The sequence below is a fragment of the Flavobacterium sp. SH_e genome, from assembly GCF_025717045.1.
Lineage (GTDB): Bacteria > Bacteroidota > Bacteroidia > Flavobacteriales > Flavobacteriaceae > Flavobacterium.
In genome coordinates this window covers 635150-648018 of record NZ_JAOVZN010000006.1, presented here as the reverse complement: position 1 = coordinate 648018, position 12869 = coordinate 635150, and the positions used below count along the sequence as shown (strand labels likewise).

Here is a 12869-nt window from a genome sequence, read left to right as displayed (position 1 = left end):
ATCAGTTCTTAAAAGTAAAAATGCGTTAACCCCAATAAACACAACTCTTTCGCATTCAAACACAAAAGAAAAAAATATCAGAAAAACTTCACATTTATTTTTTTTAGCAACGCTAAAGAGCCAAAATTGTTATATAATTAAAACAAAATGTTTCGATATTCCCACACAATCTTCAAGAAAATACCCAAATAGGTGATCGAAAAAAGGAAGTTTATAAAGCTCGAAGCAAGAAATCCAAGCAAAGATCCTGTGGCTGCTTTTAGCGCTCGTTTATGGTTTTGAGAATCATAAATTAACTCTCCAATAAATGCTCCTACAAAAGGCCCGATTATGATTCCGAAAGGTATGGGAGCTATAATTCCGATAATCAAACCAATATTGGTTCCCCATACTCCATAAGAGCTTCCACCAAATTTTTTCGTCCCTTTAGACGGAATCACGTAATCTAATATAGTAATGATGACCATTAAAACAAAAGTAATCCCTAAAACCCAATAATTATTTTCGACTGCTTTAGTGAGATATAACAAAAGTAATCCAACCCAACAACTGGATAAACCAGGAAGAACGGGAATAAAACTTCCGAAAACACCAACAATAACGCATATAAAAGCAAGAATGAGCAATAATAAATCCATATATTCTTTATAAATTTGTTCTTACAAATTACTATATTTATTCTTTACAAATACAGATTTTACAATGTATTCTTGCAAAGGTTAAGATTCAAAGTTAGAGAAAGATTCTCAAAAAAATAATCGTATTTTTATATCATCATTTGTTCATTCATTCAACACCAAAATCTTGAGGCAGTTTTTTCTTCTTTTTATATGCGTTACTTTTCATTCTTGTCAATATTTTGAGAAGCAGGTTCCGTCTGAAAAAGAATTACTTCAGAAAGAATTAAAATCAATTAATTGGAAAGAAGTTGACGAATATCCATCGGTTCCAAGCTGCGAAAAAATTGCCAATGAAAAACTGCGTCAGCAATGTTTTTTTGAAGTCATGTCTAGCCTTATTCAGGAAAAACTAAATATAGACAGCTTATCCATAATGTATCCTGAATTGGATACAATCGAGGTAAAAATAACAGTTTTCCCTAACTCTAAGATGAAGTTTGAGCCTCAGTTTCCTAAAGATTCTGTGGTTTATGACACCATAAAAATCGATAGTATTCTGCGTGCGCGTCTGGTCGATTTCCCAAAAGTAAATCCAGCCATAAAACGCGGTATTCCAGTAAAAACACAATTTATTTTGCCTGTTATTATAAAAGCAAAAGACAATAAATAATTTTATAGAAAGCTATTTTCTAAACTGACGATCTTTCCATTCGTAAGAACCACCCAAACTATACAAAGCCACAGCCGAGCTAAAAAACGGATACAGCAAACTACTCAATAAAAGGCTTTTAATTCTTGTTTTCGTCAAAAAATGATTCGTTATTGAAAGTAAAACATAATCAATCACAAACTTAGAAAAAGCAAAAAGCACAAAAATTGGATACGACCAAATTCCAAAAAGAAGAAAGAAAAATCCAATTACAAAACTCAAATTTCCAAAGAAGACTATCAAGCCCAGAAACTTTCCAAAAGTGCTATTATAAGAACTTGTTTTTGCCGCCCAACGTACTCTTTGATAAAATAAAGATTTCCAGTCTTGAGTTGGTTTTGTTGTTACAATTGCTTCTTCTGCTTTTAAATAATGAACTTTTTCAGAAAACTTTTGAATCGCTTTTTGCAGTAAAAAAACATCGTCTCCGCTGGCAATTTTATCATTTCCTTCAAAACCATTTAAACTCTCGAACAATGACTTGGTATAAGCGAAATTAGCTCCGTTGCACATAAAACCTTTACTCAAACCAAAACTTCCAATTGTAGCGCCCTGCAGACTCGTTAAATCCAATTGCTGAAAATGGTCTAAAAATGAGTTTCCGCATTTATACGTTACTGTGCCCGCAAGCATTGAAACATTATTGGCCTGAATATAACTATCAAACGTTAAAAGCCAGTTTTCAGGAACAATACAATCAGCATCTGTAGTAATAACCCAATCGGTATTTATGTACTGCATTGCTGTTGTAATAGCATCTTTTTTTGGAGATTTGGAAACCCGAATATTGTCTATAACTGATAATTGATAATTAACAATTGGTAATTGAAATCTTTCATTTGAAGAATCATCAACTAAAATCACTTCAAATAAATTCGTTGGATAATTCAGCTTTGAAAAACTTTCTAAAAGTATTGGCAAATTTTCTTTTTCATTCCGAAACGGAACTATAATCGTAAAACTTGTTTTTGACTCTAAATCTTGTTTTTGATATTTTTTTATTTTAAAAAAACCATAAATCAGCAATGCAATGCTAATTACATAAATTGCTAATATGGTGAATAATCCGAAAATCATTCTGGAGTTTTCGTTTTAAAATTCAGTACAAAATAGCTTCCTAAAACCACTGGAAGAACGACGTTCAAAAACCACATTAAAGTGCTTATAAAAACAACAATCCATTCGTTTACACCCAAAATTCCGAAGAAATAAATTGCGACACTTCCCTTTACTGCAAAGTCTAAAAATTGAAAAGTCGGTAATGAAGACGCTAAAAAGTATACGGAAGTGATTGCTGCCATCAAAGTTAAATAAGGCAAATCGACATCAAAACCTAAAAACAAAAAGTAATACTGATGCGAAAAAACCAAATATCGGCAGATTCCCAAAAAGATGTTTTTCTGATGAACCGGTTTCGGAATTTCATTGATTTTATGAATCAATTTTTCAATTGAAAATCCTTTGACTTTTATCTTTTTAATTGAAAACAAAATAATCAGAATCAGCACAAATCCGCCGAAAAGAATCAAAACTGTTCTGGTCGTAATTACATTGAATTGCGCATTGAAATATAGTAATCCAAAAATTCCGAAAATCACAGTTAGAATCATTTGGATTCCGTTGCAGATTAAGTTTAAGAAAACCACTTTTTTGGCTTCAGATTTCGGATAATACAGCGCTTTTCCTGCATACTCTCCTACTCCATTTGGTGTAAAAATCCCAGCGGTTAAAGCTGCTAAAACTTGTTTTGTAGCTTCGTAAACAGAGATTTTATGAATAACTTGTACAAGATTCTGCCACTTTAAAATCTCGAAATAACGATTCAAAACGCTCAAAAGAAGAATAAACGAAATCCCTAAAACCGACTGATTTTTTTGGAACAAAGCAATAAATTTCTGCCAGTCTAATTTGTCGTTGTTTGCCAGCTGATTATAAATAAAATAAAATGCGCCTCCAACAATCAAAAGTTTGACTACGAGAACTAGGAATTGCTTAGCTTTGTGTGGAATTGAAATCATGCCGCAAAAGTAATCAAATGTGGCAATTAGGAAGTGAGAAAATGAGTCAATTTTCTAAACTTGAAACCTTAAACTTGAAACCAAAATCTCTTGACACAAGAACGCATCATATTAGGTATTGACCCCGGAACCACAATTATGGGTTTTGGATTGATTAAAGTAATCAATAAAAAAATGGAATTTCTGCAATTAAACGAGTTGCAGCTTTCCAAATACGACAATCATTACCAAAAATTAAGAATCATTTTCGAACGAACTATCGAACTAATAGAAACGCATTGTCCTGACGAAATTGCGATTGAGGCACCTTTCTTTGGTAAAAACGTACAATCGATGCTGAAATTAGGGCGCGCACAAGGCGTTGCTATGGCAGCAGGACTTTCAAGAGGCATTCCAATTACTGAATACGAACCTAAAAAGATTAAAATGGCAATTACTGGAAACGGAAATGCCAGCAAAGAACAAGTTGCTAAAATGCTTCAACAGCTTTTAGGCTTAAAAGAATTACCAAAAAATCTCGATTCAACAGATGGTTTAGCAGCTGCAGTTTGTCATCATTTTAATTCAGGAAAAGTCGTAGCGGGAAAAAGCTACTCTGGCTGGGATGCTTTTGTGAAACAAAACGAAGACCGAGTTAAAAAATGAGTCAATGTGCCAATTTGATAATTAGATAATTCTGTAGACAACGAATAAATTATCTAATTGACTAATTATCTAAATTATCTAATTAAAAATGTCAGGAATTTACATTCACATACCTTTTTGCAAGCAAGCTTGTCATTATTGTGACTTTCATTTTTCGACTTCAATGAAAAAGAAAGACGAAATGGTTTTGGCTTTAGCCAAAGAAATTGGCATGCGCAAAAATGAGTTTCAAAACGATCCTGAATTCTCGGGAGTAGAAACTATATATTTTGGCGGCGGAACTCCTTCTGTTTTGACCAATGACGAAATCAACTTTTTAATTTCAGAAGTTTATAAGAATTATAAAGTTGTCGAAAATCCTGAAATTACCCTTGAAGCCAATCCAGATGATTTATCTGCAGAACGAATTTTTGAATTATCTAAAAGTCCAATAAATAGATTAAGCATTGGAATTCAATCTTTTTATGAAGACGATTTGAAAATGATGAATCGCGCTCATAATTCGGCGGAAGCCAAAAAATGTCTGGAAGAAGCTACTAAATATTTCGATAATATTTCGCTCGATTTAATTTATGGAATTCCTGGAATGAGTGACGAAATGTGGAGACAAAATATTCAAACAGCTTTAGATTTTGGTATTCCGCATATTTCGAGTTATGCTTTGACTGTTGAACCAAAAACAGCTTTAAGCAAATTAATTCAAACCGGAAAAATTGCTGAACCTCAAGACGAAGTAGCTTCAAACCATTTTATGATTTTGGTCGAAATGCTACAAAAAAATGGTTTTATTCATTACGAATTATCCAATTTCGGAAAAGAAAACTATTTTTCTAAAAACAATTCGGCTTATTGGCTTGGCAAAAAATATATTGGAATCGGGCCTTCTGCACATAGTTATGACGGCGAAAAAAGAGGCTGGAATATTGCTAATAATTCATTGTATTTAAAAGCAATTCAAAACGATGAACTTCCTATTGAAACGGAAACTCTGACTATTTCAGATCGTTATAATGAATATATAATGACGGGATTGCGAACCATTTGGGGCGTTTCTTTAGAAAGAATTGAAAAAGAATTTGGATCGGAATATTTGAATTATTTATTAGAACAATCTCAAAAGTTCTTAAACGACAATTTGCTTTCGATAGAAAACAACATTTTAAAACCAACTCCAAAAGGAAAATTTTTAACGGATGGAATTGCAAGTGATTTGTTTTATTTAGATTCTGAAGTTTAACCGCAAGGTTCGCTAAGGTTTACGCAAAGAACGCTATTTTTTAATTGTAAGAATAATTTTACTTTAAATCGAATTAAATGTAAATTTGAGTTTTAATTTTATATTTAATTACTCATGTCAGAAAATGATTTATCACGAATTGTGTTTCATTCAGCTTTGAAGGTTCATCAAGCTTTAGGTCCAGGTCTTTTAGAAAGTGCTTATGAAGAATGTTTGTTTTATGAGCTAAAGAAATTAGGCCTACTAATTGAAAAACAAAAAGCATTACCATTACTCTACGAAGAAGTAAAGTTAGATGTTGGTTATCGTTTGGATATTTTAGTAGAAAATAAACTAATTTTGGAGATAAAGTCTGTAGATTGTCTAAACGAAGTTCATTTTGCTCAATTACTGACTTATTTAAAATTAACAAATTGTAAACTAGGATTATTAATAAATTTTAATGTCGCATTATTAAAGTATGGTATTAAAAGAGTAGCAAACAATCTTTAATAAAATCCTTGCGACCTTTGCGTAAACCTTAGCGAACCTTGCGGTTAAATTAACATGATAGCAAAAATCAACAACTTCGAAATCGACTTATCAAAACCTATTGATATCTCCATTCCATTAAACAATACTGACGAAAACCCAATTGCATGGTACATCGAAAAACCTTCAATTGAACCTGTAGTTTTTGGCGATTGGATCGGTAAAGTTTCGGAAGGAAAATCATCTACGAATTTTAATAATATTTTCTTCAATCCGCATGGACATGGTACGCATACGGAATGTTTGGGGCATATTACGAATGATTTTTATAGCATTAATCAATCGCTGAAACAGTTTTTCTTTTTTGCTAAATTGATTACGATCGAACCTCAAAAAATTGGTGATGATTTTGTGATTACGAAAGAACAAGTTCAAAAAGCGTTGAGCGCTTCGACTCCGCTCAGCGTGACAAAATTGGAAGCGATAATAATTCGGACTCTTCCAAATCAAAAAGAAAAAAAGTCTCGAAAATATTCGAATACAAATCCGCCTTATTTATCTGAAGATGCTGCGATTTTCATCCGCGAAAGCGAAATTCAACATTTACTAATTGATTTACCAAGTGTTGACAAAGAACATGACGAAGGAAAATTATTGGCTCATAAAGCTTTTTGGAACGTAAAAGACACGCATAATCTAAATTCTGACGCAAGATTAAACGCCACAATTACAGAAATGATTTATGTTTCAGACGAAATTGAAGACGGAAACTATATACTAAATCTTCAAACTGCTTCGTTTGAAAATGATGCAAGTCCAAGTAAACCTTTATTATATAAAATTTTAGATTTTAGACTGTAGATTTAAGATTACTCTACTACAAAAATCTAAAATCTGAACTCTAAATCTAAAATTAAAAATGATTACCGTTTCAATAGATAAAACCAAACTCGACGTTCCGTTTATACAGAACTTTTTAAAAGACATTTATTGGGCTGCGGGGCGAACTCTTGAAGAAGTTCAACGCACTATTGATGCTTCAGTTTGTTTTGGAATTTATTTAGACGACAAACAAATTGGCTTTGCACGTGTGATAACCGATTATGTCGTTTTTGCTTATTTAATGGATGTTTTTATTGATGAAGAACATCGCGGAAAAGGATATTCTTCAATTTTAATCCAAACGATGATGAATGAGCCTCAATTGCAAGAAGTCAAAATCTGGCGATTGGCAACAACAGACGCTCACTTTTTATACGAGAAATTCGGATTTACAAAACTGAATCATCCTGAAAAGATGATGGAAAAAATAGTCAAATGAAAACAGTTTTAAAACTTGAGGAAGTCGCTTTATTTATTCTTGGAATATTTCTTTTTAACCGTTTAAATTATGAATGGTGGTGGTTTTTGGCTCTAATTTTAGCTCCCGATTTATCGATGATTGGTTATGTTTTTGGGAACAAAGCTGGAGCTTTTCTTTATAACGTATTTCATCACAAAGGAATTGCGCTTTTAATTTATGCTGTCGGATTTTATTTAAGTATTGAAATTGTGCAATTAGCCGGAATTATTTTATTTTCACATTCGGCAATGGATCGTATTTTTGGTTACGGCCTTAAATATAAAAAAGGTTTTAAATACACGCATTTAGGTGAAATTGGTAAATAAACAATTATGAATTTAGAAACGTTTTACGAATATTGTCTTTCAAAAAAAGGTGTCAGCGAACATTTTCCTTTTGATGAAGATACTTTGGTTTTTAAAGTGGGCGGAAAAATGTTTGCCTTGTCTTCGCTTTCTCAATGGGAAAAAAATGAGCAATCAGCAAATTTAAAATGCGATCCAGACCGCGCACAGGAACTGCGAGCAGAATATGACGAAATACAACCTGGATTTCATATGAGTAAAGTGCACTGGAATACCGTGGCTTTGAACGGAAATTTACCTGATAAATTCGTGAAAGAACTTATAGATCATTCGTACGAATTGGTTTTCAAAAGTTTGACAAAGAAAATTCAGAATGAAATTATCGAATTAGAAAATTAGGCATTACATTTGCACGGTGAGATAAAAACTTAACAACCCCAATCAATTTGCAAATTAGCAATTAAGAGAATCATGAAAGAACAATTTAAAAAATTTCTGAACGAAGAACAAGATCCTAAAGCGATTGAAAAAATCACTTCTAAACTTACAGATTTATTGATGAAAGGTGAGGAAGTTGGTTATATCGCAGTACAAAAAAAGCCTGCAATTACTGTTTTTCCTGACAGTATTGTATTAACAAACAAGCGTATCATTATCTGTAAACCTAAAAATTTAGGTCTTTCTATGGACTTTACTGATTACACTTGGGATGATATTGCAAGCACTTTTGTAAAAGAAAACATTTTAGGTTCTGAATTTTCATTTGGCACTAAAACAGATTTAGCTGTTTCTATTGATTATATTCCGAAAATTCAGGCTAGAAAAATTTATACTTACGCTAAAGAACAATTGGATTTATTGAAAAATCCAGTTTCTGCAGGAACGCCAGTTCAGGAAATTGTTGAAGAAGCAGAACCAGAATTTGAAGACGAAATCGAAGAAGTAGAAACGGAAGAAGTAACAAGTTTTGCTGAAATCTTGCCTGCAGCTCCAGCTGTTACAGAAACTTATGAACCGCTTCCGACGCAGCCAGCAGGGGAGCGCAAATTAAGCGATTTATCTAAAGAAGAACTTTTTGATAAATTGCAGAATTACAAAAAACTTCTTGATAATGGTTTGATTATGCAAGGAGAATATGATGCTTACAAAAAAGAGATTTTAAGTTATATGTAAATCTAACCGCAAAGAACGCAAGGATTTTACGCAAAGTTCGCAAAGAAAAAAACCATCAATTTATGTTGATGGTTTTCTTTTATAAATACTTGGCGAACTTTGCGTATGCCTTTGCGCTCTTTGCGGTTAAGCCCTCACAGAGTCGCCTTCTGCTTTTCTACAAATTTATGTGACTGTAACTCCAGCAATTCTTTTGCGTTTTTTCGCTGTAGATCAAATAAACCTTTATCTTCTGCGATATCAGCGTAGACTTTATCATGCATTTCTGCGCTTGTTTTAACCAATAAATCTCGTTGGTATTTATTTTGTGCCAAAGTTGCTTTCATGGCAGTTTCAGCTTCTTCTTGTTTGAAATCGAATTCCCCTTTTGGCGCTAATAATTTAGCGATAATTGGAGATGTTTCAATTGCTAAAAACAACAGCATAATGAAAAATGACGGAAGCCAAGGCAGTTTGTTTAACGCATTGATACGCGCCATTAATCCGTCAAAACCTTCAATGATGGGTTGTGTCTGCGAAATTTTTTTGTCTAAATCGGCTTGTAATTGTTTTCCAGCTTTTTCTTTCTCAGCAATTTTCGCCTCATTTGTTGTTTTTAAAGTTTCAAATTCTTTAAGCGCTGCGTCATGCTTTTCGCGTTTTTCTTTATAAACTGGACCTTTTCCTAATTTCTTTGTTCCAGCAGTTCCTTCAGCTTCTGTAATATAAGTTGAATATAAAGCGTTTACTTCTTTCTCTTTCTTTATAATATCCGCTTTAAGCTCAGCAATTTCAGCTTTATTTTTATCTAAATCCGTTTTGAAATACGTTCCAATTTGCTTTTTATTGGCCAATTCCATTTCGTTTTTCTCTTTCAACAAAACGGTATTGATTTCCTTTTCGAAAATCTTAATTTCTAAAGGCTTAGAGATTACAATCGCAATAATAATGGCCAAAGCAATTCGTGGAGTCGCTTGCAGGAATTCGTCCATAAAACGATCCCTCTTTTTAATCGTAGAAACAATAAATCGGTCAAGATTGAAGATTAGTAAACTCCAAACAAATCCAAAAATTAAAGCGGGATAAATAGAATCGAAAACGGTAAAAAGCGCATAAGCACTGGCTAAAAAAGCCATAACTGCTGTAAAGAATACAGTGGCACCAATACCAACATATTTGGTTTGTTCGCCTTCTGAGCAGTCTTTTAGGAGATCACGGTCGGCTCCTGAACATAGGATAAAAAATTGTTTTAACATGATTGATGATTTTTGATTGTGATTGATACGGCAAATTTAACGCCAATTTTTCAAATACAACCAAAATATCATTTTTCTTTTCACTGGGAATCAATTATTTGATACCTCTTATGTTATTTAAAGATTAATAAATCTTAACACATTGGGATTAATCATAACACTATGTTAATTTTTTTTCAAGGGTTTAGTAATAATAGGGTTCTAGCTTCGCAACCAAAATAAAACCAAACACACACAATGAAAAAATTCTATCTATTAACTGCATTCTTATTATTAGCCTTTACAGGTTTTGCTCAGAAAGCGATTATATCTGGAAAGATTTTAGACGCCGATGACAAACTGCCTCTTCCTGGAGCAATGGTTCAAATTGTAGGCGAGAAAAAATACACCGTTTCAGACTACAACGGTCGTTTCGAATTATTAAATATTAATGAAGGAACTTATCAAGTTGAAGTAAAATATATTGGATATACTTCTTTAACACAAGAAATAAAAGTTGAGCAAGGAAAAAACAACGTAATTGATTTTTCTCTTAAAGCTTCTGAAAATGAACTGAAAGAGGTTATTGTTGGAGATATCTTAAAAGGTCAGGCAAAAGCGCTGAATCAACAGAAAAATAACAAAAACATCGGAAACGTAATTTCTTCTGATCAAATGGGACGTTTTCCAGATGCTAACGTTGGAGATGCTTTAAAACGTGTTCCAGGTATCACAATGCAGAATGACCAAGGTGAAGCTCGTAATATTATTATTAGAGGTTTGGCTCCATCTTTGAACTCTGTAACTTTAAACGGCGACAGAATTCCATCTGCTGAAGGAGATAACAGAAACGTACAAATGGACTTAATTCCATCTGATATGATTTCTACAATCGAAGTAAACAAAACGCTTACATCAGACATGGATGCCGATGCAATTGGAGGTTCTGTGAACTTAATTACAAGAGCAACTCCAAACGGAGAAAGAATATCGGCAACTTTGGCTGGAGGATATTTACCAATTCGTGACCACGCTTCTTATACAGCTGGTTTAGTTTATGGTAATCGTTTTGCTAATGATAAATTAGGAGTTGTTTTCAGCGGATCTTACAACAATGTAGATTATGGTTCTGATAACATCGAGAACGAATGGGTAAAAGATGATTTTGGAAATGAGTATTTACAAGCATCTGAAATTAGAAAATATGATGTACAACGTATCCGTCGTAGTGCGTCTGTTGCTTTAGATTATAAATTCAATGACAACAATACGATTTTTGCAAATGCAATCTACAACTGGAGAGATGATAGAGAAAACCGTTTCAGAACTACTTATGATGATATTGAGCCACTTTATAATGGTGAAGAAATTGTTGGTTTTGAAGGTCGTGTAAAACGTCAGACAAAAGGTGGTTTAGACAATAGCAGAAACAAAAACAGAAGATTAGAAGATCAAAGAGTTCAAAACTATTCTATTCGCGGAGAGCATTTAATCAATTCTACATTAGACTTAGATTGGTCTGCTAACTATGCAAAAGCTAGAGAATACCGTCCAGGTGAGCGTTATATCGAATACCGTCAGAAAGGTTTAGAAATGTTCGAAGATTTATCAGATATTAGATTTCCTTTAATGACAACTGTTGGAGAATCTGTTGACGAATTTAAATTTGATTCTGTTACTGAAAACACAGACGAAACAAGCGAAAGCGAATTTGGTGCAAAAGTAAACATTCGTTTTCCTTTCTCTGTAATTGCTGGTGAAAAAGGAAGATTGAGAACAGGTCTTAGACTTCGTTTGAAAGAAAAAGAAAGAAACAATATGTTTTATTCTTATACTCCAATCAACGACGACATGGAATTATTATCGCAAGTTCCAACATCTTATTATGATGGAAACGGATTTAATCCGGGAAGTAAATATGTGCCGGGAACTTTTGCTTCTGCAGCTTTCTTAGGAAGTTTAGATTTAAATAATTCAACTTTATTTGAAAAAGAAGCTGATCCAGCAGAATATTTAGCTGTAAACTATAACGCAAAAGAAAGAATTACGGCTGCTTATGTAAGATGGGATCAAGATTTTAACGATAAACTTTCTATGGTTTTAGGTTTCCGTGTTGAAAATACACATATTGATTATACAGGAAACCGCGTATTAGATGAAGAAGAATTAGAGAGCAAAATCAACAACACCAACTCTTACACTAATTTATTGCCAAGTATTTCATTCCAATACAACGCAACAAAAGATTTAGTTTTAAGAGCTGCTGCTACAACTGCGTTGGCTAGGCCAAATTATTATGCATTGGCTCCTTATGTAAACAATATTGCTGCTGATAAAGAAATTACAGCTGGAAATCCAGATCTTAAAGCTACATATTCATACAATTATGATTTCATGGCAGAGAATTATTTCAAATCTGTTGGTTTAATTTCTGGAGGTGTTTTCTACAAAAGATTAAATGATTTCATTTACAATTACAGCGATAATCAATATACTGATGCGAAATTTGCTGCAGATTTCCCTAATCAAGTAAACCCAATTCCAGCAGGAGAAAACTGGTCTTTCTTGCAATCAAGAAATGGAGAAAATGTGGATGTTTATGGATTTGAAGTTGCATTCCAACGTCAATTAGATTTCTTACCAGGTAAGTTCTTAAAAGGTTTTGCTATCTATTTGAACTATACTTACACGCAATCTAAAGCAAAAGGTATTGCTGATGAGGACGGAAACGAAAGAAACGATATCAGTCTTCCAGGTACAACTCCACACATGTTTAACGGATCTTTATCTTGGGAAAACAAACGTTTCTCTGCAAGAATCTCAACTAACTTTACATCTGATTATTTAGATGAATTAGGTTCTGAGTCTTACAAAGACAGTTACTATGACAAGCAGTTTTTCTTAGATGCAAATGCTTCTTATAAAATTACTCCAAAACTTCGCTTTTTTGCTGAAGCTAATAACTTAACAAACCAACCGTTACGTTACTACCAAGGAGTTGCTGCTCATACAAAACAAGCTGAATATTACCAGCCACGTTACAATTTCGGATTGAAATTAGACTTGTAATCTGCACTTTTTTAAAATTCTTAAATTAGACAGAGTTTAGCGCTCTGTCTAATTGCATTAAAATAT

General features: G+C 33.1%; 14 protein-coding genes. 10 read left to right on the top strand and 4 right to left on the bottom strand.

Annotation, left to right across the window (positions count from 1 at the left end; genetic code table 11):
• Positions 1 to 137 precede the first annotated feature (137 nt).
• Positions 138 to 638, bottom strand: a complete 501-nt coding sequence (locus OD917_RS13720) for a DUF456 domain-containing protein (protein WP_263524028.1) — start codon at positions 636 to 638, stop codon at positions 138 to 140.
• Positions 639 to 804: 166 nt separating this feature from the next.
• Here OD917_RS13720 and OD917_RS13715 point away from each other — a divergent pair, with 166 nt between their 5' ends.
• Entirely contained in the window at positions 805 to 1290 is a 486-nt protein-coding gene (locus OD917_RS13715; RefSeq protein WP_263524027.1) for a hypothetical protein, read from the top strand.
• Positions 1291 to 1302: 12 nt separating this feature from the next.
• Here the strand turns inward: OD917_RS13715 and OD917_RS13710 are convergent, their stop codons facing one another.
• Together OD917_RS13710 and OD917_RS13705 are read right to left on the bottom strand one after the other, a co-directional pair.
• Entirely contained in the window at positions 1303 to 2406 is a 1104-nt protein-coding gene (locus OD917_RS13710) for a glycosyltransferase family 2 protein (RefSeq protein ID WP_263524026.1), read from the bottom strand.
• On the bottom strand, positions 2403 to 3347 hold the full coding sequence (locus OD917_RS13705; RefSeq protein WP_263524025.1) for a flippase-like domain-containing protein: 945 nt from the start codon (positions 3345 to 3347) through the stop codon (positions 2403 to 2405). Before OD917_RS13705 ends, OD917_RS13710 begins: the two co-directional genes overlap by 4 nt.
• 90 nt (positions 3348 to 3437) lie before the next feature.
• On the opposite strand from OD917_RS13705, the gene ruvC reads away from it, so the two are divergent.
• The 8 genes from ruvC to OD917_RS13665 all read left to right on the top strand — a co-directional run bounded on the left by ruvC (position 3438) and on the right by OD917_RS13665 (position 8520).
• Positions 3438 to 3992 carry a crossover junction endodeoxyribonuclease RuvC gene (ruvC, locus tag OD917_RS13700; protein WP_111288456.1) on the top strand — a complete coding sequence of 185 codons (555 nt, stop codon included), beginning with the start codon at positions 3438 to 3440 and terminating at the stop codon, positions 3990 to 3992.
• Positions 3993 to 4080: 88 nt separating this feature from the next.
• Positions 4081 to 5229, top strand: coding sequence for a radical SAM family heme chaperone HemW (gene hemW / locus OD917_RS13695; protein WP_263524024.1), 1149 nt, complete (start codon positions 4081 to 4083; stop codon positions 5227 to 5229).
• A gap of 114 nt (positions 5230 to 5343) precedes the next feature.
• Positions 5344 to 5721, top strand: a complete 378-nt coding sequence (locus tag OD917_RS13690; protein ID WP_263524023.1) for a GxxExxY protein — start codon at positions 5344 to 5346, stop codon at positions 5719 to 5721.
• 54 nt (positions 5722 to 5775) lie between these two features.
• The gene (locus OD917_RS13685) at positions 5776 to 6561 is read left to right on the top strand and encodes a cyclase family protein (RefSeq protein WP_263524022.1); all 786 of its coding nucleotides are present in this window, start codon (positions 5776 to 5778) and stop codon (positions 6559 to 6561) included.
• Positions 6562 to 6619: 58 nt separating this feature from the next.
• Positions 6620 to 7021, top strand: a complete 402-nt coding sequence (locus OD917_RS13680) for a GNAT family N-acetyltransferase (protein ID WP_263524021.1) — start codon at positions 6620 to 6622, stop codon at positions 7019 to 7021.
• Complete coding sequence (locus OD917_RS13675; RefSeq protein ID WP_263524020.1) at positions 7018 to 7368, top strand: DUF4260 domain-containing protein; 351 nt, start codon at positions 7018 to 7020, stop codon at positions 7366 to 7368. The genes OD917_RS13680 and OD917_RS13675 overlap by 4 nt, the downstream gene beginning before the upstream one ends.
• 6 nt (positions 7369 to 7374) lie before the next feature.
• Positions 7375 to 7746 (top strand): MmcQ/YjbR family DNA-binding protein, encoded by a 372-nt coding sequence (locus OD917_RS13670; RefSeq protein ID WP_095928184.1) that lies wholly within the window; start codon positions 7375 to 7377, stop codon positions 7744 to 7746.
• A gap of 72 nt (positions 7747 to 7818) precedes the next feature.
• Entirely contained in the window at positions 7819 to 8520 is a 702-nt protein-coding gene (locus OD917_RS13665; RefSeq protein WP_263524019.1) for a PH domain-containing protein, read from the top strand.
• A gap of 134 nt (positions 8521 to 8654) precedes the next feature.
• On the opposite strand, the gene OD917_RS13660 is transcribed toward OD917_RS13665, so the two are convergent.
• Positions 8655 to 9755, bottom strand: a complete 1101-nt coding sequence (locus OD917_RS13660; RefSeq protein WP_263524018.1) for a DUF4407 domain-containing protein — start codon at positions 9753 to 9755, stop codon at positions 8655 to 8657.
• Positions 9756 to 9992: 237 nt separating this feature from the next.
• Here OD917_RS13660 and OD917_RS13655 point away from each other — a divergent pair, with 237 nt between their 5' ends.
• Complete coding sequence (locus tag OD917_RS13655; protein ID WP_263524017.1) at positions 9993 to 12803, top strand: TonB-dependent receptor; 2811 nt, start codon at positions 9993 to 9995, stop codon at positions 12801 to 12803.
• Positions 12804 to 12869: the final 66 nt, after the last annotated feature.

Excerpts from the sequence above, each read along its gene's own strand:
- OD917_RS13720 (WP_263524028.1), bottom strand. The coding sequence starts at position 638 with ATGGATTTATTATTGCTCATTCTTGCTTTTATATGCGTTATTGTTGGT.
- OD917_RS13710 (WP_263524026.1), bottom strand. The coding sequence starts at position 2,406 with ATGATTTTCGGATTATTCACCATATTAGCAATTTATGTAATTAGCATT.
- OD917_RS13705 (WP_263524025.1), bottom strand. The coding sequence starts at position 3,347 with ATGATTTCAATTCCACACAAAGCTAAGCAATTCCTAGTTCTCGTAGTC.
- hemW (WP_263524024.1), top strand. The coding sequence starts at position 4,081 with ATGTCAGGAATTTACATTCACATACCTTTTTGCAAGCAAGCTTGTCAT.
- OD917_RS13690 (WP_263524023.1), top strand. The coding sequence starts at position 5,344 with ATGTCAGAAAATGATTTATCACGAATTGTGTTTCATTCAGCTTTGAAG.
- OD917_RS13685 (WP_263524022.1), top strand. The coding sequence starts at position 5,776 with ATGATAGCAAAAATCAACAACTTCGAAATCGACTTATCAAAACCTATT.
- OD917_RS13680 (WP_263524021.1), top strand. The coding sequence starts at position 6,620 with ATGATTACCGTTTCAATAGATAAAACCAAACTCGACGTTCCGTTTATA.
- OD917_RS13675 (WP_263524020.1), top strand. The coding sequence starts at position 7,018 with ATGAAAACAGTTTTAAAACTTGAGGAAGTCGCTTTATTTATTCTTGGA.
- OD917_RS13670 (WP_095928184.1), top strand. The coding sequence starts at position 7,375 with ATGAATTTAGAAACGTTTTACGAATATTGTCTTTCAAAAAAAGGTGTC.
- OD917_RS13665 (WP_263524019.1), top strand. The coding sequence starts at position 7,819 with ATGAAAGAACAATTTAAAAAATTTCTGAACGAAGAACAAGATCCTAAA.
- OD917_RS13660 (WP_263524018.1), bottom strand. The coding sequence starts at position 9,755 with ATGTTAAAACAATTTTTTATCCTATGTTCAGGAGCCGACCGTGATCTC.
- OD917_RS13655 (WP_263524017.1), top strand. The coding sequence starts at position 9,993 with ATGAAAAAATTCTATCTATTAACTGCATTCTTATTATTAGCCTTTACA.